Raw genomic sequence first — 18,969 nt, forward strand, 5'->3', positions numbered from 1 at the left:
TGGCAAATTCAACAGACCAAGGGGAAACGCATGAAGCATGTAACGATTGGCATGTTCGCGCATGTCGATGCGGGCAAGACGACGCTGGCAGAACAATTGCTGTATCATACGAACAGTATTCGGGAGCGGGGAAGAGTCGATCATAAGGACGCTTACCTCGACAGCCATGATATCGAACGGGCGAGAGGGATTACGGTATTTGCTGATCAAGCCATTATGACTTATAAAGGTTCTACTTATTATTTGATTGATACACCGGGGCATGTCGATTTCTCGCCGGAGATGGAGCGGGCTGTTCAGGTGATGGATTATGCGGTGCTCGTAGTGAGCGCCGTTGAAGGGGTGCAGGGACATACGGAAACGGTCTGGCAGCTGCTTCGGAAGAATCGCATACCAACCTTCTTATTTATTAACAAAACGGATCGGACCGGGGCAGACGTAGATCGTGTGCTTGAGGAAATCAGAATGCATCTGACTGCGGATGCTTGTATGCTTAATGGCAGCTTCGCTGGCGGCCAAGTAGGAGAAGCTTTGATGGAAAGTCTGGCGGAGCGGGATGAACAATTGCTGGACACGTTTCTTGCGGGTGCTGGAGATCAAGCCTTCTGGCTGCAGGCGCTTCAGGAGATGATCCGGAGTGGTCAGCTGTATCCTTGCGCCAGTGGTTCGGCTTTGCAGGATGTTGGCGTCATTGAGCTGTTAGAACAGCTGCATCTGCTTACAATTGTTGATTATAACGAGCAGGCTCCATTCGGAGGACGTGTCTATAAAATCCGCCATGACAGCAACGGTACGCGATTAACCTATATCAAGGCCTTGAGCGGTACGCTTAAAGTTCGCGATGAACTTAGCTATAGCAGTGGGAATGAAGAGGAGCAGCTATGTGAAAAAGCAACCCGGCTCCTGCTTGTTAACGGAAACAAATCGCAGGCTGTTGATCAGGTCACAGCAGGCGATCTGTTTGCTGTGGTTGGACTTTCCGGTGCCGAGGCGGGGCAAGGCGTTGGCCTTTATTCGGACAAGCTGGCTTATGAACTTGTACCGGCGCTTACGTCGAAGGTTATTTTCTCGGAATCGCTTCATGTGAAGGATGTGCTGAAGGCCTTCCGTATTCTGAATGCGGAGGATCCATCCTTGAATGTTCTCTGGGAGGAGAGCCTGCAGGAAATCCATATTCATGTGATGGGCCTCATTCAGCTTGAGGTGCTGCAGCAATTGGTGAAGGAGCGGTTCCAGCTTGAGGTTGCCTTTGGCAGCCCGGAGATTCTGTATAAAGAAACGATTGCTAGCACGGTGAGAGGCTATGGCCACTTCGAGCCTTTGAGACATTATGCCGAAGTCCATCTGCTCCTTGAGCCTGGAGAGCGGGGTAGTGGGATTACCTATCATAATGCCTGCCATCCGAATGATCTCACCATCGGCAATCAGAATCTGGTTGAGACGCATCTGTTTGAACGCGAGCATCATGGCTTGCTTACCGGCATGCCGCTTACGGATATAAAAGTGACACTGCTGACGGGCGCTGCCCACAATGAGCATACACATGGCGGCGACTTTCGGGAGGCGACATTCCGGGCGTTGAGGCAAGGCCTTGAGAAGGCGGAAAATATGGTGCTGGAGCCATTTTACGAGTATAAAATCAAGGTAGAGCTTGATCATCTGGGCAAAGTTCTATCGGATCTTCAGCGAGCATCTGGGCAGTTTGATCCGCCGCACACGACCGCTGCTTATGCGGTAGTTACAGGCAAGGTGCCTGTCGCTACCTTTATGGATTACAACACGGAGCTTGCTGCCTATACTCATGGCAGAGGAAGCATTCAGCTTGTTTTCGCCGGTTATGACCGCTGTCACAATGAGCAAGAAGTCATTGAGCGCAAGGGCTATCGAAAGGATGCTGATCCGCTGTACAGCTCATCTTCGATTTTTTGTGCGAAGGGCAGCGGATATACGGTACCTTGGGATGAAGCGGAAGCAAAGATGCATTTGTTGTAATGATGGTTTCTTTAAATAGATGGTATCCTAACGAACCGCAGACACGCTGTTCCGTGAAAAAGATGATATCGCGGTTCGTTAGAAAACCAGATGATGATAAACAGGAGTCCTTAGCTATCTATTTAAAGGGCTTCGGTTGCTGCGTTGTGCACGCAATTGATATACTTAAAGATAAATAAGTGATTCATCACTAAATATAGCTAAAAAAGGAGCGATAGACGATGGCGAAAAACGATACAGCCTCGGTTAACCGGCGGACGGAGATTATTTCGGCAGCCATTGAGGTATTCGCGGAAACCGGCTATTACCGCACAACAACAGCCCAGGTCGCACAGCGAGCAGGCATTTCTCAGCCTTATGTATTCAAGTTCTTTGCGACGAAGGAAGCGTTAATGCTAGCGGCACTTGAGGTTTCGTGGGAGAGAATCACGGAAGCATTCAGTCAAGTGGTCGCAACAACATCACCGGATCAATTGGAGAAGGAACTAATTGAGACGTATGAAGAAATTCTAGCGGCACACCGGCAGGAGACACTGCTCCAGATGCAGGCACAGACGATGCAGGAGGAGCCAATTCGTGCTGCGATGCAGTCTGGCCTAAGAGAAGTTCGCCGTATTGTACTAGAAGCTTTTCAGAACAACGGGCTCTCAAATCCTGAGGATAGGGCGTTGCTCTTCCTTGCCCGCGGCATGCTTTGCAATATCTCGATGGCACTCGATATACCGGAGCTGATGAACAAATAATAGGGGCCTGCCAAGCCTTGGAATTTAGTGATTGATTAATCACTAAATAGATGTTATATTGAATTCAATAAAAGTTAGTGATTGATCAATCACAAATATGAGGAGTGGTCATTATGAATAAGGCAATTGTTATTGGGGCGACAGGCGGCACAGGTGCTGCTATTACGGAAGAATTAGTAACACGGGGGATTCCGGTCATTGCTTTCGGGCGGTCACGAGTTAAGCTGGAGCAATTTGCCAATAAATTAGGCAATCCCGCGCATCTGTCGCTTGCCATTGGGGATGCATTCAAAGCCGATGATGTGGAGAAGGCATCAATAGGGGCCGATGTGATGTTCCATTGTGCCAATGTTCCGTACCATGAGATGGCTGAACGTCTGCTCCCGCTCGGCGAGGCGGTTATGGAGGCAGCCAACCGGCTTGGTCTGAAGGTCGTTGTTGTAGATGGTATCTATCCATATGGAAGAAGGCAGATGGAGAGTGTAACCGAGGAGCATCCCAAACAGCCTCATACGCGTAAAGGGCGCACCCGTCTGAAGTTTGCTGAGATGATATTTGATAAACGGTGGAATCGAGCTCGTCCCCTCATTGTCCGGCTGCCCGATTATTATGGACCAACGGCAAATGAGGCCTCGTATCTTGGCTCTACCCTGGAAGCCATTGCTGCTGGTAAAATGGCCTTCTTTATCGGCAATATGCATGTGCCGCGCGAATATGTTTATCTGCCGGATGCCGGACACATGATCGTCGAAATTTCGTTGCGAGATCAGTCTTACAGACAGGAGTGGAACATACCTGGCGGTGGGGTAATCACAGGTCAAGAGATTGTCCGTATTGCGCAGGGAGTCAGCGGCTCCAGCAAACCCGTTCTGCCTCTTGGGAAAGTCGGCTTGTCGCTGCTTGGCTTGTTTGTTCCTGTTATGAAGGAGGTTGTGGAGATGCTTTATTTGACGACCGAACCACTTCGCCTCAGTACTAAAAAATATGAGCGGTTTATTGGTCCAATTACAGCAACAAGCTTCGAGCAGGGAGTTAAGGAAACAATCAACCATCTTAAGGGATGATATCGTGGCATTTTACCCCAGTTGGTGGCGGAGTCTCGTTATAATGAAAGCTGCTCGCGGCGCGGCTTTAGTAAGTACCACTCCACGATTATAAAGTTGAGGATAAGCGCTGCCCAAATATTGTTGTCCAGCACCTCCTCAATCATGTCCATACGACCGTCAGGGAGGGAAAACCGGTGCAGCAGCAGGTAAGTCAGAATTAGCAGCGGGACAAATGCTCTTGCACTTACTGCCGTTAAGGTCATGGCAAAGCTGCGGATCATCCACTTTTTATGAGCTTCGAAATCTTTGTTCATTGCTGCCCGGAATCCTTTCACCGTTGTAAACAGCCATAACAGATCCAGGAAAAGAAAAGACAAGGCTCTTCCGTAGTCCGGTTCGTAGCCTATAAGGATGAGGGCAAGTCCGCCGCTGATAAAGACAGAGCTTACGTACACCTTGCCAAGCAGGACATGCAGGGACGGTTTGTTCTTTCGTAGTGTTTTGTGGAATTGGAGAAACCCTGTAACTAAGGCGAGTAAAGCCAGTACGATATGGATGACTAAGGCAGGATATTGCAGCGCACGTGAGGAAATGACTATTCGGCTGCTTGCCGGATTCAAACTAAGATATGGAATGATAAAAGGCAGCATAATGGCAATGGATAGAAGAAACAGAATCCACCAGCTTTTTTTCATTGGACAGCACTCCTTTGAGATGTGTGTCCACAGTATAGCTGGTGGATGTTTACGGACTCTAAAGAGTTTCTAAAAAAACGATAAAAACACTGTATGAAGGATTTCAGGAGACCGATTTTGTCTGCTGCCCGGCCTGCACTTCCTTACTCCCGAGCAGGCCGCCTATCCGAAATGCGCCAAGCGATAGAGCAATACATATCGCAGAGAAGATCCCTATAGCTTCATAGCCGCCAAACTGTACATACAGGATACCGGCCAGCCAGGCTCCTAGTGTATTTGCTCCATTCATCGTGGAGTTGGCGAGGCTGGAGATCGTTCCCCTAATCGAAGCGTTAAGAGCAGTGAGCAATCCCATAACAAGAGGGAAGATCACGCCGAGAATAGTGAAAATGATGAAGTAGATAGCAGTAGTCATCGGGATGCCTGCAGCATGAGGACCAACTGCATAGAGGGCAACGATCAGCAGCATTCCCGCTGTAACCGCAGTGGTAATACCCAGCTTGCGAACAATGGCAGAGCTGATGATGCTTCCAAGCAGCGTGCCAAAGCCGAGGCACATCATAACGTTACCAATGCCGCCAACTGACAGCTCGAAATGGTCAGCCATCCATTTGCCGATAAAGGCGACAGCGGTGCCGCTGCCGAGGTGGAGCAGCAGGTAAGCGAAAAATCCGCTTCTTGCTTTGCCATTGGTTATTAAAGGGGTATAGCGGCTAAGAATGGAGGTGGACTGCCCGTTCTGTCTGCTGGGCTTCATATTCGGGAGCAAATAGAAGGCTCCGGCTGCGAGCAGTAGCGAAGCAGTCCCAATTGTCCAGAAAGGGACGGCCCAATCTGAGACAGCAAGCCAGCTGCCGATCGGTACACCAAGCGCCTGTGCGGCAGCAAGTCCGCCGAAGGCAATCCCCATCGTTTTCGCGATACGTGCTGCTGGCATGACAGCAGGGATAGATGCCCATACCTGGGGAGCGGTGAAGGCAGCGCTGACACCGGCAAGGAAGCGGAATAAAAGCATGGTTTCAAAGCTTTCTGCAAAGCCGCAGAGGGCGGTTGAAATAGAAAAGGCAACTAGTCCGCTGATCATAACCGTTCTGCGGTTCCAACCGTCAGATAAAGGTCCGGCGATAAGTGCAAACAGGGCAGAGCCTAACGTATAAGCACCAATCATCCAGCCCGCAATGCTGGTGGTTACACCATATTGCGCCTGAAGTGTCGGAAGCAGCGGCGAGATCAGGAACGTATCGGTTCCTATCATGAACATAATAAGGAAGAACAGCACGGAATATTTGAGCATGGTCATTCACTCCTTTGGTTTGGTCTTGCTTATTGCCCTTATCGTAACGGATAATAGTGACACATTCTGTCATTGATATTGAAATAGGAGGGATAGGGATGTCCAAATCCAAACGGTTAATGGAGCTCATGATGACCGTCAATCGTAAACGCCGTTTCAAAGTGCAGGAGCTGGCCGATGAGTTTGGTGTCTCCAAGCGAACCATTCTAAGAGATTTACAAGAGCTGAGTGAGCTGGGTGTTCCTCTCTATTCAGAAGTGGGGCCACACGGGGGTTATCAGGTATTGAGGGAGAGAGTGCTGCCTCCGATTGCATTTACGGAAGAAGAGGCGGTTGCAATGTTCTTCGCGGTGCATGCTTTGCGACATTACTCATCCTTACCATTCGAAACGGAAACCGCTTCAGCGCTGAACAAATTTTATTTGCATATGCCTGGTGATGTACGAGACCGCATCGACAGCATGAAGCATAGGGTTGATTTCATTACGCCAACAAGGCGGGGAGATGCTCCCTGCCTGTCCGTGCTGCTGGATGCAGCGGTAGACCAGAAGTTGTTAGATATCGAGTATGAGACGAAGGACAGCGAAGCGGGATGCCGTAAAATCCAGCCGGTATGCATTTATGCCCATAACGGGCTCTGGTACTGCACGGCGTATTGCTTCCTGCGCGAAGGCTTCCGTGTATTCCGGTGCGATCGAATCCGCTCAGCCTCAGAGGATACTTCGGGTACGGCTAAGAAGGATCTCGGGGATATCCGTCTTAGCCGCCAGGCGACAGTGGCGCCAAGTGATCCGATCCGTCTGCACTTGGAGCTAAGCAGGGTAGGTGTTCAGCGATGCGAAGCGGAGCTATGGCTGGCCCCTATGCTGCAGGTCCGAGAGGATGGCAGCGGCCTGATTGACGTGGACGTATCCCGCGGGGATATTCCTTTTTATACAGAATTTTTAATTGGGCTTGGAGAAGAAGTGGTGCTCAAGGGGCCAGATGAACTACGGAAAGCGGTGCGGATCAGCTTGGCGGGGCTAATGGACCGTTATCGCTGATCGCAAATAGGAAGAGAAAAGAACCCCTTTTGCTGGAAGGCAAGGGGGCTTTTTGGCATGGTCTATGAAGAGGGTTGGATTGTTGACGGCGAGCGCTGCATTGACGCTTACAACCAAAATGGTGGACCAAAGGCGAGATCCCGACAAATGGCGGGGTAAGGGTACTTGTTGCCTAACAAGATGGAGCTGTCCGTTGAGCAGCTCCTTTTTTTTGTCCACTCGAAAGGGATTTATCAAGCAGCTGCCGCTGGAGGTTTTTTCCTGTATTTGTCGAAATAAAGGTAGGAATAACCATTTTGGCATGTGTAGGGGGAGCTAGTTCGAATGAGTAATACGATTAGTATGGAGAAGCTGATTGATTGGGGGAAGCTTGTAAAGGTTGCTTATGAGATGTATGCGCAGAATCATCTTTCGCCAGTGGTGCCAACGGATTTTCCGGCAGGCTGGGAACTGGTCGCGAATTTGACAATGATACCCCGTCTTGAGGATCTGAAGGAAAGAGAGTTTGCTGGTTATATCGCGAGATCTTCAGATAATCCACTGCATCAGGCAGTGGTCATTCGTGGAACGGAGAGCGCGCTAGACTGGCTGGCGGATTTCGAGTTTGTGCTGGAGACCTTCCATGAGGTTCCAAACGGCGGCAAGACTGAGCGTGGATTTACGAACTTGTACCGCAGCATGATGGTGGAATATGCAGATGCAAGCCTGCCCTCCCAATCGTTGATGGATTCAATCGAGACACTGCCGCAAGGCACACAGCTTCTTGTAACCGGTCATAGTCTAGGCAGCTCGCTGGCGACTTTGCATGCTTTTCTTGCAGGAAGCAAGAATATCGATGTTGAATTGGTGACATTCGCCTCCCCTCGTGTGGGGGACAAGCTTTTTGTTGAAGCGTTCCAACGGATGAATATCCCTAACACTCGTGTATACAATAAACCGGACATTGTGCCTCAAGTTCCAGTTGAGATCGCAGGTTACCACCATCTTGAGCCTGGACTCGAGATCAACTCGACCTTATTCCCAATCAAGCACTCGATCCCATGCTATCACGCGCTTAGCACCTACTTGTACGTTCTTGGAGATACAGACGATAATATTTCGAAGTGTCAAGCGACTCCTTCATAAGGCGAAGAGGCATCCGGCAGGGTGCCTCTTTCTTTTTGCCGGTTGAGCAGAGTACAGGGCAAACTTTATAATAAAGGGACAACAACAATAGAGGAGACAGCATCATGAAGGAAACCGAAATGCAACAGTGGATTCAAGATTTCTACAAGCAGCGCGGCTGGTCTAACTACGGACCATTCGAACGGATTGCTTTCCTGACGGAGGAAGTTGGAGAGACGGCAAGAGCGGTGCGGGCAATTGAGATTGGGAGAGATCGACCGGATGAAGCCGTACAGTCTGCTGACAAGCTGAAGCAGGAATTGACGGAGGAGCTAGGCGATATTCTAGGCAATGTGTTTATCCTGGCTAGTATGTATGATGTCACGATCGGTGAAATATTAGAGGCACATAAGGATAAGCTGAGCAAGCGATACATCAAGGAATAGCAGGGGGCGTACTCACGATGAATAAAATTTGTGTATTTGCTGGTTCCAATGTTGGAAACAGTCCGGAATATGAGGTGGCAGCGACTCAGCTTGGGGAGCTGATGGCTGCAAATGGGATCGAATTAGTGTATGGCGGATCCAAAATCGGCTTGATGGGAAGAGTCGCCGATGCGGTGCTGGCTAATGGCGGACGAGTAACAGGCGTTATGCCGCGTGGACTGTTCAACGGTGAGATGGCGCATACCGGTCTGACGGCATTTCATGAAGTTGGCAATATGCATGAGCGGAAGGCGCTTATGTCGGATTTGTCAGATGGTTACATCGCTTTGCCGGGCGGACTAGGAACATTCGAAGAGCTGTTTGAGGTTGCAAGCTGGGCGCAGCTTGGTATACATAAGAAGCCTGTTGGCATTCTGAATGTGAAGGGCTTCTACCAGCCGATTACAGATATGCTGAATCAGGCTGTTGCGGCAGGATTTATGCGGGACACGAATCTTGAACTGATGCTTTTCGAAGAGAGCCCAGCCGTACTATTAGATAAAATGGCCGCTTACTCCCCGCCGGAGCAGGTGAATAAATGGGCTGAGCTGCCCAAATAAGCAAAAGGACGATATCCGTGGATATCGTCCTTTTCTATTATCTTTTAAGCCTTTGTATACTTCCCAATCAGGTTCGCAAGCTCGCTCCAATGCTCGGAGTTCTCCCAGTGGAAGGAAGCCGGAAGCTCGTACATCTCTTCCCACGAACGTTTCTGCAGGGCAGGCTTCAGAATTTGCTCGACACAGATGACCTGCATAATTGTTCTCATCCGGAATTGCAGCGGGTAACGCTCTTCTACCGAGATTGGCCTGAAGTAGGTTGCCGCCATATAATCGACCAACGCTTCGCCTTTTTCCTGCTCCTTATGCTGGTTCCACACTTGCTTGATCTCATCGGTTAATTGTCTCCACGGTGTATCTGCCTTCGGATATACAATCCCCATTGTCGCCGCATCCTTGTACGTCCAGAGCGCCCACGATACATCATGCTCTTCACACAAGTCGAGCATATCTTCAATAATCGTCATTTGGAAGTCGATCTGTTCCTGCTCGAACACGAGGCCAAGCTCGCCGCACCAGACAGGGCGTTTGTATTTCTCACGGATGCTGACTAGCTTGCCGAAAGCCTCGGCGAAAATTTCTTTGCGGCGTGCGCGGTCCATCTCCGGTGTAAGAACAGCCGGCTCGTCCACAAACGGGTAGAAGTGGAACTCATAAGCAACCTGCGGATCATCAATTGGATCAATCATCGTAAAGTCGGTGGTGAACTTGTTGCCTTCAATGAAGATGATATGATGCTCATCATACTGGCGAATCTCTGCAATAATTTTCTCATAGAACTCGTTGAACACCTTCGCATTGGTCACCTGCGACGGTTCGTTTACGATATCATAAGCGGCAACCCAAGGCTGATCCTTGTAGTACTGAGCGATATGGCCCCACAGCTTAATGACCGTATCGCGCAAAGCGCTGTATTCCCAGAACAGCGGCAGCCCGGAGTTCGTATCGCAATGCCAGTCCGGATTTTGTCCGCCGGGTACGGAGTGAAGGTCGAGGATACCGTAGATCTCATATTTCTCGCATAAGTCGACGATATGATCGAGATAGACGAAGCCCTCTTTTTTATACTCGCCAGGATTCTGATCATCGATAAAATATTTGTAGTTGAACGGAATACGCAGATGGTTCACGCCAATCTTCTTCAGAAACTCAAAGTCTCTCTCATCAACAAATTCAAGCAGGAAGCGGTCGAAAAACTTCTCAGCGCGCTCCTCGCCGTACACCTCATCGAATGCTTTCTTAATCATGGTGTCCGTGCCGGGCAGCCCAATCATGAAATGCTCAAGGTTCATCCAAGAGCCCAGTCCAAAGCCTCGGAAAAAGATTTTTTCTCCGTTCACGACAAAATCCTCGCCGCGTACTTGTACAAAGTTGTTCAGGTTTGTTGTCATCTATAAACCCTCGTTTCTAAAGTTAGTTTTTCATGCCGGTAGTGGCTACGCTCTGAATAAAGAACCGTTCGCCAACCAGGAACACAATGACCATCGGGATCGTTGCAAACACCGTACCAGCCATCAGCAGGCCGTAGTCCATGGTGTGCTCAGTCTGGAATGCCTTAAGGCCAAGCTGAAGGGTCTTCAGCATATCGTCGTTCAAGTAAATAAGCGGTGCCAGATAGTCGTTCCACATAAAAGTGAAGGTGAAGATCGCGAAGGTGGACAAGCTTGGCGCCGAGAGCGGCATAATGATCTTCCAGAAGATCTTCCACTCGCTGAGGCCGTCCACTCGGGCTGCTTCATTCAGTTCGTTCGGCAGGCTGAGGAAAAATTGACGCATTAGGAAAATACCAAAGCCGCTGAATAATTGAATAAGGACATAGCCGGTATGCGTGTTATACAAGTCGAGCTTGCTGACAATCGCGAACTGCGGAACCATGATCGAATGCCAAGGCATCATCAGATTCGTCATGAACAGGATAAAGATCGTCTGCTTGAACGGCACCTTCAGCTTCGCGAAGGCGTAAGCCGCCATGGAACAGATGACAACCTGCAGAATGGTAATAATGGCAGAAAGCTTAAGTGTATTGAGGAAGTATCGGCCAAACGGGATCGCCGTCCATACTTCTTGATAATTGTGCAAATAGAGCTTGCTTGGAATCCAGTTCATCGGATTATTGAACAAATCTACGTCCGTCCTAAGCGATGTCGAGATCATCCATAAGAACGGAAACAGAGTCGCAATCGAAAAGAGTGTTAATACGACGAGCAACACATAGCTGGCAAGCTTGCCCCATTTTGATTTAACAGTGACATCCATCATGAGTACCTCGCTTCCATCTTAGTAAGTCACCCATTTTTTCTCTAAACGGAATTGAATCAGGGAAATAATCATTATGATCAGGAACAGCACGGTCGACATTGCCGCGGAATAGCCCATCCGGTAGTTCACGAACGCTTCCTGATAAATACGGAAGACAAGCACGTTCGTCGAGCGGCCCGGTCCGCCGTCCGTCATAACGGATACCAGGTCAAACACCTGGAAGGAGTTAATAATGGTAAGAATGAGAACCATAAACAAAGTTGGTGACAGCGATGGCAGCGTAATGTACAGAAACTGCTTGAACTTGTTCGCACCATCCAGCTTCGCGGACTCGTATAGATGAATCGGAATGCCTTGAATGCCCGCCAGCAAAATAATCATGTAATAGCCAAAGCTCTTCCATACGGCAACAATAACAATAGCGAGCAGCGCCCACTTCGAGGACATGAGCCACTCCGGCGGATTGGCGATTCCTATTGCTTCAAGCATATGATTAATCGGGCCGGACATCGGATTGAACAGCAGTGCCCAGACGATTGCGATCGATACCATAGACGTTATTTGCGGAAAATAAAACGCCATGCGCAAGTACTTGCGCAGATGTAAAACGGAATTCAGTGCGATCGCTGCAAGAAGCGACAGCAGCATCGTTAACGGAACGAACAAAACGGTGTAGATCAGGTTGTTCTTGAGTGATACGAGAAAATAATCATCTTTGAACAGCTTCGTATAGTTGTCAAAGCCGATAAAATTCGATTTCACATTAAAGCCGCCATAATCGGTAAAGCTCATGACAAAGCCATAAATGAGTGGGATCAAGATAAAGACAGCGAACAGCACGAAAGCCGGAAGGATAAAGAGCGTCCCCGTCAGATACGGCTTGTAATGAGGCAGTCGTCTGCTGGTCATGGATTGGACCTCCTTGCTGAAATAAGATCGGCTTCCGTCATAAGAAGCGGAAGCCGACTACTGCTGAGTTATGCTTACGGGTTAAGAGCGGATTTACGATTATTCAGGAAGTTCGTAATGGCTTTCGCCGAATCTTCCTCTTCGAACAGGAATAGATCACGCTGCTCGTTGTATACACGGTTAATTTCATCGATTTGAGCAACCGGCTGATTTTCAATAACGGTATTTGCTTCGAAGAAGTAGCCGCTGCCTTGAATGCCGGTAGCGTTCAGGAACGCATCCTTTGTTTTATCGCTGGAGTAAGCTGGCAGTACACTAGATTGCGCAATAATAGATTCGCCTTGCTCGCCGGCTAAGAACGAAACAAATTCGAAGGCTGCATCCGTGTTCTTGCTAGCTGGGTTAATACCGATAAACGTACTCACACCGCCAACCGTAACGGGATCAGTTGTTCCTTCCGGAAGTGGAAGTGGAGCCATATCAAAGTTGATATCCGTCTTGCCGCTGGCAATATCGGCTTTCAGCATATTAACGGTCCATTCGCCGTTAACCAGCATGGCAACATTGCCGCTCTCGAACTGCTTGATCCAGTCGACGCTTTCACCCTTCATTTGCTTGTAGCTCATATGGGACTGATCTTTGTAGTACAAGCGGTTTTGGAAGTCGAGCCACTCCGCTACATCATCCAGGCTGTCATCGAGGATGGTAGTCCCTTTCTGCAGCGCACCAAGTGGTGCTGTCAGCCAATCTGCGAAGTAACCACCCCATTGCTTGCTTGTTCCGTCGCCTTTGGTCAGCTGTTTCGCCAGATCTGCATATTGATCCCAGGTCATCTGAGTTGGATAAGGAATGCCTTCTTTATCAAAGATGGCCTTGTTATAGAACAAGGCATATTCAGAAGTACGGTAAGGAAGGGCGTAATATTTGCCTTGGTTCAGCGTCTCTACAATATCCTGATAGCTTGGACCGTAAGCACCAACGTCCAGGTTAGCTGATTTGATCTTGTCCGTCAGATCAACGAGCTGGTTCTTAGAAGAGTAGAGGCCAAGGCTGGATGTGCCATTGATGCTGTACAGATCCATTTTGGAACCGCCGGTCAGGTTGTTCATGATTTTTGTGTTATACTCATCTGCATTATTGCTGATCGTGTTCATCTTTACCTCGACGGTGCTGCTCTGTGCATTAAAGGCGTCGACAACCTTTTGCATGTAATCGGCTTCATCCGTCCAGGTGTAATATTGCAAAACCTTTTTACCGCCGTCTGCTGAAGCATTAGGTGAATTTGTATCGTTGGAGCCGCATCCGGCAGCGGTTACGCCAAGAGCTGCAATAAGGGCTAAGCTGAGGTAGCTGCGAGTTTTCATCGTGATGTTCCCTCCTAAGTTTTGTAGTCCTTTTATAGTAAATCTGATCGGGAAATCCGGTAAGGTTGAAGTTTTATCATCGCTTATCCTAGGAGGGAGGGGGGCAAAGGGTATAAATCATTGCGAATTTACAGGAGTATATAGAGAGGTGGTTGTATAAAACTTCAACCTCCACAGCTGGGCGAAGATCAAATAAAATAAATTTTATTTGGTCATGAAAGGATGGCAGCTATGTTTATCTTCTTGGTATTCCTTTTATTTATAGCGATCGCCGTATTCTGCCTGACGCAACAGAAATATACGAAGGCTACTTTGTTTATGCTGCTAATGGGCTTGTCCTATCTGATCGTCGTCACCTGCATTATTACGTACATGTGTAAGGATGCTTATTATTACAACAGTATGGCTAATTACTTCGGCATCCAAAAAAGCTTGCAGAATCAGCTGTTGTTCCTGCCGATCTCGCGGCTTGTGCTTATTCGCATCTTTCATTTGTTTACGGTGATGTTTCTCTTTACCGGGCTTTGCTCGGCTATGTATTTCGCCTTTGATCTAACCGCAAGACGAAGCAGATGGCTGCTCGCTCTAATTGCTGTTCCATGCGTGCTGCAGGTCGTTATCTATGATCCATCCTTTTACGCTCATTTGTATTACTGGCTTTATCCTGACTTTATGTCTGCGCAACGATTTAACACGGTCTATGAATCGATTCATACCGTTACTCTGCTTATGAATGCCCTATACATTGCTGCGGGCATTATTCTGCTTCTCTATGCTCTGTATAATGCCCCGAAAGTCCGGCAAATACGAAGCAATATCGTCATGATTCTCATCTCCTATGTATCCGTTCATACGACGTATTACTATATGAACTACTGGGCTCCTGATGTATTGGTCAAAGTGTCGAAGGCTGCTCATTTTATCCGCTATAAGCCAATCAATCTGGTGGGTAACCCGTCTATTTACTCGTTATTGCCTTATGTCTCGGGTTTTTGTTTATTCATCAGCTTGTACAGCATCTATAAGTACGCCCGTATTCAAAATAAGATTAACAACCAGGAGACGATTATTTCACACAATATCGATTCTGCCCTGTTAACTTCGCAGGTGTTCAGCCACTATATTAAGAACGAGCTGCTTGCGATCAAAGCGCAATCGGAATATCTGGAAAGCTTATGCGAAGAGTCGCCTGAAGTCGTGGAGGAAATTCGTGTCATTGAACAGCGCTGCAATAAGGTCTATACTCGCCTTGATGCGATCCATCAGAAGAACCTGAAGTCCAGGATCGAGCTGGAGCCTGTGCTTTTGTTCGATCTGTTAGATAAGCTGCTAGCCGAGATGAGCGCGGAATTGAAAGCCATTAAGGTGAATTACGCCAGATCCGAGAGACGGGTTATGATTATGGCAGATCCTTATTACTTCTCTCAAGCCATCGAAAATATGATTGCGAATGCTGCGGAAGCATTGGAGTTTGTCCCGGAGAAATCCAGGCAAATTGATATGATCGTAAATGTGAAAAATAAGTGGGTTGAGCTCGTCATTCAAGATAACGGACCAGGCATATCGGAAGAAAATCTGGTGAATATTTTTCAGCCGTTCTATTCGTCCAAGCCTACTGCAACCAATTGGGGAATGGGGTTGTCGATCTGTCATACGATTATTACCTCTCACGGCGGCAAGATTAGTGTAGATAGTAAGGTAGGGACAGGCAGCGCGTTTCATATCGTTATGCCGTTACTTTCAATGGACAAGCAGGAAAGGAGATGAGGCAGCATGAGCATGCCCATTAAAGTACTGATTGTAGAAGATGATCCCTTAATTTGTAAGCGATATCAGATGATTCTGTCAAAGGATGAAGAGATTGAATTTGTCGGGCGGGCGGCAAGCGGCTATGAAGGAACGATGCTGGCCGCTCTGAATAAGCCCGATGTTATCTTAATGGATATCGAGCTTGAAGATAAGCAAGCGGGCCTTCGGGCAACGTCGGAGATTTTGAACTATATGCCGGATATTAAGATTGTGATGCTGACGGTGTGCGAGACGGATGAGACGGTATTCCGCGCGTTTGAGCTTGGGGCAACCAATTATTTACTGAAAAATATGCCCGCTGAGACGATTTTGGAAGCGGTCAAGGATGCCTATTATGACCGTCCATCTCTGCACTCGAACATCGCAGGGAAGATTACGAGGGAATTTAAGCGGATTAAGACAACGGAAGACAGTCTGCTTCATAACTTCTATATTTTCACCCAGCTGACACCAACGGAGCTTGAAGTGTTGGAGCTCTTAATGAAGGATTATACCCGACAGGAAATCTGCAAGCTGCGGCATGTCGAGCCATCGACCTTGAAATCGCAGATTAACAGCATTCTCAAGAAGTTTAATAAAAGCAGTGTCGTGGAAGTTGTGGTGCTCCTGCGGGAGCTGCATATTCCAGAGATTTTGTCGCAGCGTAAGGCGAAGAATTAATTAGAGCTAGCTGCAATAGTTCCATTAGCTCAGGGCGGATAAAGCCTACAATGGATTTCATCCAGTATAGAACGATAGTTGTTGTTATTGGACCTTCTGCGTTGGAATAAATGTAGTATTATGGGCTTTACAGCTTAGTTGTCTCATTTCAGCGAGGATTACGTTGGATGAAATCCATTGTAGTGAATACGAAGCAGCTTAAACGGATGATTTTAATGTAGAAAATCCAACGCACCGAAAAAGCAAAGGCTGTCCACTGTCATTTTTGATGACTTATGGACAGCCTTATTTTTCTGACCTATTAGTAAACGAACTTTCGCTGTACCATGTAGCTGAAGGCGAATAGGAACACTTCGGTCATCAGTTTGGCCACGAATAATGGGATGCCGATGCTCTCATGGAACAGATATAGAAGGGCATAGTTCGATATCATAATCACGATAACAAGGGAGAAATAACGGGGGAGCGACTTCTTGATCGCAATCCCTTGTCCTTCCGTAAATACAAATCGGCGGTTCATCGAGAAGTTGAAGATCGAGCTGACCAGCCTTGCTCCCATCACCGATACGAGCAAGTTTGAGGTCAGCCACTGCAGCAGGAACAGCAGGACAAAATCGAGAACGGCTGAGAAGCCGGACGAGGTGCAGAACTTCAGGAACGGAAAATAGATTCTGGCTGAATCCGTAAGCGGGCGGAAGTGGGAGGATTTGTTATCCTCCAGATAGACCGTCTCGATCGGCACCTCTACAAAATCATAGCCTGCCTTGGGCGCTTCCAGCAGCATGTTCATTTCATATTCGAACCGGTCACCCGGCACCTCGCACAGCCAGTCCAGCATATCGGAGGAATACCCCCGAAGGCCGGTCTGTGTATCTTGAATAGGTCTGCCGGTTGCGAGCGCATAGACCATCCGGGTCGCCGAATTGCCGAAGCGGCTGCGCAGCGGTACCTTGCCTGTGAATTGTCTGCTTCCTAATACAATATGATTGCGGTTCTTGCGAACAGCATCCGATATTCTGAAGATATCCTCCGGTAGATGCTGTCCATCACTGTCAGCACACACAACGCCGTCTGCATCACCATGCTGTCTTACATAATCGAAGCCTGTCTTAAGCGCGCTGCCTTTACCTCGATTACTGGCATGCGTCAGAACCGTACAGCCGGCTTGTTCTGCGGATTGGAAGATCCCACGATAATCCTCGCCACTGCCGTCATCTACAATTAGGATAGGGGCATCACCGGCCTCTTCTTTTAGATTGTGAATAAGAGCTAGCAGCCTTTCATCCGGCTCGTAGGAGGGGATAAGTATAGTCATATCATTTGCCTCCATGTCTTAGGATTGAGGAATATAGATAATATCGCTGACACCACGCTCTTGCCCCTTGCCCAGTGGATTGTTAACCACCCGACCCTGGAAATACATCGTAGACGAGCCGCCGCCATCGAGGTTGTAAGCTTCTGTTGCTCCAAGCTCCTTGAACAAATCAGCGAATTCCGTCAGTGTCATCCCACGGCTGTAACCCGAGCTCCGTCCGTCGACGATGACGAACAGGTAGTGGTTCGCCGAGATCATTCCGATGCCTGTCCGTGGATTAGATGCCTGGATCGAGCGGTTGCCGAAGTTCTTGTCGATCTCGACATGGCTGAAATCACCGGCGATCTCACCGTTTGTAACCAGTGCTGGTCCGAAGGAGAAGGCATTGGTTACCCCTTGAGCGAGCAGATCATCTGTGGAGGTTTCTTCTTCATCGTAAGACTTCATCGTACCGTCGCTAAACATGGCGAGACCAACTCTTGCAGGATTATCCCGGTACACGGTGCCATTGCGGATGACGACGCCATCCTCGCGGAAGCCGTAGTAATCGCCATTAATGGCGAAGACCGCATTGTGATTAGCCGCGATTGTCGACGTATTCTGAATAATATTGGTGCCAAAGGAATCTTTGGCGAAAGCGGTAAGCAGGTTGGTTGTGCTGTTAAAGGTCACATCGGCGACATAATAGGTGATCATATCCGAACCGGTACCGGTCTCCACCTTCTTGATGCTGATCGTCTGCTTGTCATCCTTGTAGTTCCAATCATCGGATACGGCATCTGTGGAGGGGGTGGTTAACGTTCCAGTGCTTGAACTAGAATTTGAGTTTGAACTGGAATTAGAGCTCGAGCTCTCCGTAATCGTTGGATTTGAGGTCACCTTCACCTCGACATGCTCGATCAAATAACGATCGGCCAGCTTATAGAGAATGGCTGAACTGATAAGCAGGACGACAACTATGATGGTGATGATTTTGGTTTTTTTGCTGGTGCGGATAATAATGATCACTCCTTCAATAGGCGTTTGCCTTGTGTTATGGAGTAATCTTAGATCGACAACCTTTAGCGAATCTTAAATGGGAGGGCGGGGGCAAAAATGCGGGGAGGAGGACTCTTATTGGGTCCTCCTTTTTTTCGGGGGGGGAAGTGAGTGGTGTTTGAGGGGCTGGGGTATCCCCTTCGGTCGCTGTTGCCTGGCAGGGAATCTGGATTGGAATCCGCATAGCGGATATTCCCTGCCAGGCAAAGGCGAACGCTGCGCTCCTCAGGGGATACCCCAGCTCCCTTCAAACGACCAACTTCCCCGTGTGATAAAAAGGAGGATCCAAACGGATCCTCCTTCCTATTTGTGCGGGTGGGAGCAGGGAAACTAAAACAATCAAAATCGGGAGTATAAGACACCTCCGTTCGCCGCCTACGTTGGATTTCGTACAGCATAATGGTGCACTAGGGCGAGTAGCTGAAGCTACATTGGATATCATCCAGCGTAATGAGCTCATTTGGTCGAACGAAGCTCATTCTAGCGAAAGTTACTGTATAGAATCCAACGTAGCTAGCAGCAGTCTGCAATTGAGTTGACTTAGGTTGAATGAAATCCAACGTATGGACGCGTCATGGTTGCTTAACTATTTACTAGAAGAAGCCCCGACTGTCACCTACGTTGGATTTCGTACAGCATAATGGTGTGCTAGG

Annotated in this window: 17 protein-coding genes; 9 read left to right on the plus strand and 8 right to left on the minus strand. The window is 48.5% G+C overall.

What is annotated here, in order from left to right; genetic code table 11:
* The first annotated feature begins 30 nt into the window (after nt 1-30).
* The 3 genes from AB4Y93_RS22585 (at nt 31) to AB4Y93_RS22595 (ending at nt 3,799) form a co-directional block, all read left to right on the plus strand.
* Complete coding sequence (locus tag AB4Y93_RS22585; RefSeq protein ID WP_441895284.1) at nt 31-1,992, plus strand: GTP-binding protein; 1,962 nt, start codon at nt 31-33, stop codon at nt 1,990-1,992.
* Between the two features lie 221 nt (nt 1,993-2,213).
* Entirely contained in the window at nt 2,214-2,735 is a 522-nt protein-coding gene (locus AB4Y93_RS22590) for a TetR/AcrR family transcriptional regulator (protein WP_441895285.1), read from the plus strand.
* A 113-nt stretch (nt 2,736-2,848) separates the two neighbouring features.
* Complete coding sequence (locus tag AB4Y93_RS22595) at nt 2,849-3,799, plus strand: NAD(P)H-binding protein (RefSeq protein WP_441895287.1); 951 nt, start codon at nt 2,849-2,851, stop codon at nt 3,797-3,799.
* A 38-nt stretch (nt 3,800-3,837) separates the two neighbouring features.
* Here the strand turns inward: AB4Y93_RS22595 and AB4Y93_RS22600 are convergent, their stop codons facing one another.
* Both AB4Y93_RS22600 and AB4Y93_RS22605 read right to left on the minus strand, forming a co-directional pair.
* Entirely contained in the window at nt 3,838-4,476 is a 639-nt protein-coding gene (locus AB4Y93_RS22600) for a DUF2306 domain-containing protein (protein WP_441895289.1), read from the minus strand.
* A 103-nt stretch (nt 4,477-4,579) separates the two neighbouring features.
* The gene (locus tag AB4Y93_RS22605) at nt 4,580-5,770 is read right to left on the minus strand and encodes an MFS transporter (protein WP_441895290.1); all 1,191 of its coding nucleotides are present in this window, start codon (nt 5,768-5,770) and stop codon (nt 4,580-4,582) included.
* Between the two features lie 98 nt (nt 5,771-5,868).
* On the opposite strand from AB4Y93_RS22605, the gene AB4Y93_RS22610 reads away from it, so the two are divergent.
* From AB4Y93_RS22610 to AB4Y93_RS22625, 4 genes are all read left to right on the plus strand, one after another.
* Nucleotides 5,869-6,813 (plus strand): helix-turn-helix transcriptional regulator, encoded by a 945-nt coding sequence (locus AB4Y93_RS22610; protein ID WP_441895292.1) that lies wholly within the window; start codon nt 5,869-5,871, stop codon nt 6,811-6,813.
* Between the two features lie 324 nt (nt 6,814-7,137).
* Nucleotides 7,138-7,938: a lipase family protein gene (locus tag AB4Y93_RS22615; protein ID WP_441895294.1), complete on the plus strand. Its 801-nt coding sequence runs from the start codon at nt 7,138-7,140 to the stop codon at nt 7,936-7,938.
* Between the two features lie 104 nt (nt 7,939-8,042).
* Entirely contained in the window at nt 8,043-8,363 is a 321-nt protein-coding gene (locus AB4Y93_RS22620; RefSeq protein ID WP_167281558.1) for a MazG nucleotide pyrophosphohydrolase domain-containing protein, read from the plus strand.
* A 17-nt stretch (nt 8,364-8,380) separates the two neighbouring features.
* Nucleotides 8,381-8,962, plus strand: a complete 582-nt coding sequence (locus AB4Y93_RS22625; RefSeq protein WP_441895296.1) for a TIGR00730 family Rossman fold protein — start codon at nt 8,381-8,383, stop codon at nt 8,960-8,962.
* A gap of 44 nt (nt 8,963-9,006) precedes the next feature.
* Here the strand turns inward: AB4Y93_RS22625 and AB4Y93_RS22630 are convergent, their stop codons facing one another.
* The 4 genes from AB4Y93_RS22630 to AB4Y93_RS22645 all read right to left on the minus strand — a co-directional run bounded on the left by AB4Y93_RS22630 (nt 9,007) and on the right by AB4Y93_RS22645 (nt 13,494).
* Nucleotides 9,007-10,353, minus strand: coding sequence for a glycoside hydrolase family 5 protein (locus tag AB4Y93_RS22630; protein ID WP_441895298.1), 1,347 nt, complete (start codon nt 10,351-10,353; stop codon nt 9,007-9,009).
* A 22-nt stretch (nt 10,354-10,375) separates the two neighbouring features.
* Entirely contained in the window at nt 10,376-11,221 is an 846-nt protein-coding gene (locus AB4Y93_RS22635) for a carbohydrate ABC transporter permease (RefSeq protein WP_441895300.1), read from the minus strand.
* 18 nt (nt 11,222-11,239) lie between these two features.
* Nucleotides 11,240-12,130, minus strand: coding sequence for a carbohydrate ABC transporter permease (locus tag AB4Y93_RS22640; protein WP_441895301.1), 891 nt, complete (start codon nt 12,128-12,130; stop codon nt 11,240-11,242).
* A 74-nt stretch (nt 12,131-12,204) separates the two neighbouring features.
* A complete protein-coding gene (locus tag AB4Y93_RS22645) occupies nt 12,205-13,494 on the minus strand; it encodes an ABC transporter substrate-binding protein (RefSeq protein WP_441895303.1) in 1,290 nt (429 codons plus the stop codon).
* A gap of 231 nt (nt 13,495-13,725) precedes the next feature.
* Between AB4Y93_RS22645 and AB4Y93_RS22650 the strand changes: the two genes are divergently transcribed.
* Both AB4Y93_RS22650 and AB4Y93_RS22655 read left to right on the plus strand, forming a co-directional pair.
* A complete protein-coding gene (locus AB4Y93_RS22650; RefSeq protein ID WP_441895305.1) occupies nt 13,726-15,261 on the plus strand; it encodes a sensor histidine kinase in 1,536 nt (511 codons plus the stop codon).
* 6 nt (nt 15,262-15,267) lie between these two features.
* Complete coding sequence (locus AB4Y93_RS22655) at nt 15,268-15,963, plus strand: response regulator (RefSeq protein ID WP_441895307.1); 696 nt, start codon at nt 15,268-15,270, stop codon at nt 15,961-15,963.
* Nucleotides 15,964-16,264: 301 nt separating this feature from the next.
* Here AB4Y93_RS22655 and AB4Y93_RS22660 read toward each other — a convergent pair whose 3' ends face one another.
* On the minus strand, nt 16,265-17,278 hold the full coding sequence (locus AB4Y93_RS22660; protein ID WP_441895309.1) for a glycosyltransferase: 1,014 nt from the start codon (nt 17,276-17,278) through the stop codon (nt 16,265-16,267).
* A gap of 18 nt (nt 17,279-17,296) precedes the next feature.
* Nucleotides 17,297-18,286: a phosphodiester glycosidase family protein gene (locus AB4Y93_RS22665; protein WP_441895311.1), complete on the minus strand. Its 990-nt coding sequence runs from the start codon at nt 18,284-18,286 to the stop codon at nt 17,297-17,299.
* Nucleotides 18,287-18,969 lie beyond the last annotated feature (683 nt).

It is taken from the genome of Paenibacillus sp. YAF4_2, from assembly GCF_052113225.1.
Lineage (GTDB): Bacteria > Bacillota > Bacilli > Paenibacillales > Paenibacillaceae > Pristimantibacillus.

Bases quoted from the DNA above. Each gene is read 5' to 3' on its own strand.
- AB4Y93_RS22595 (WP_441895287.1), top strand. From the start codon at position 2,849: ATGAATAAGGCAATTGTTATTGGGGCGACAGGCGGCACAGGTGCTGCT.
- AB4Y93_RS22630 (WP_441895298.1), bottom strand. From the start codon at position 10,353: ATGACAACAAACCTGAACAACTTTGTACAAGTACGCGGCGAGGATTTT.
- AB4Y93_RS22655 (WP_441895307.1), top strand. From the start codon at position 15,268: ATGAGCATGCCCATTAAAGTACTGATTGTAGAAGATGATCCCTTAATT.
- AB4Y93_RS22640 (WP_441895301.1), bottom strand. From the start codon at position 12,130: ATGACCAGCAGACGACTGCCTCATTACAAGCCGTATCTGACGGGGACG.
- AB4Y93_RS22615 (WP_441895294.1), top strand. From the start codon at position 7,138: ATGAGTAATACGATTAGTATGGAGAAGCTGATTGATTGGGGGAAGCTT.
- AB4Y93_RS22610 (WP_441895292.1), top strand. From the start codon at position 5,869: ATGTCCAAATCCAAACGGTTAATGGAGCTCATGATGACCGTCAATCGT.
- AB4Y93_RS22605 (WP_441895290.1), bottom strand. From the start codon at position 5,770: ATGCTCAAATATTCCGTGCTGTTCTTCCTTATTATGTTCATGATAGGA.
- AB4Y93_RS22625 (WP_441895296.1), top strand. From the start codon at position 8,381: ATGAATAAAATTTGTGTATTTGCTGGTTCCAATGTTGGAAACAGTCCG.
- AB4Y93_RS22590 (WP_441895285.1), top strand. From the start codon at position 2,214: ATGGCGAAAAACGATACAGCCTCGGTTAACCGGCGGACGGAGATTATT.
- AB4Y93_RS22585 (WP_441895284.1), top strand. From the start codon at position 31: ATGAAGCATGTAACGATTGGCATGTTCGCGCATGTCGATGCGGGCAAG.
- AB4Y93_RS22635 (WP_441895300.1), bottom strand. From the start codon at position 11,221: ATGATGGATGTCACTGTTAAATCAAAATGGGGCAAGCTTGCCAGCTAT.
- AB4Y93_RS22620 (WP_167281558.1), top strand. From the start codon at position 8,043: ATGAAGGAAACCGAAATGCAACAGTGGATTCAAGATTTCTACAAGCAG.
- AB4Y93_RS22660 (WP_441895309.1), bottom strand. From the start codon at position 17,278: ATGACTATACTTATCCCCTCCTACGAGCCGGATGAAAGGCTGCTAGCT.
- AB4Y93_RS22645 (WP_441895303.1), bottom strand. From the start codon at position 13,494: ATGAAAACTCGCAGCTACCTCAGCTTAGCCCTTATTGCAGCTCTTGGC.
- AB4Y93_RS22600 (WP_441895289.1), bottom strand. From the start codon at position 4,476: ATGAAAAAAAGCTGGTGGATTCTGTTTCTTCTATCCATTGCCATTATG.
- AB4Y93_RS22650 (WP_441895305.1), top strand. From the start codon at position 13,726: ATGTTTATCTTCTTGGTATTCCTTTTATTTATAGCGATCGCCGTATTC.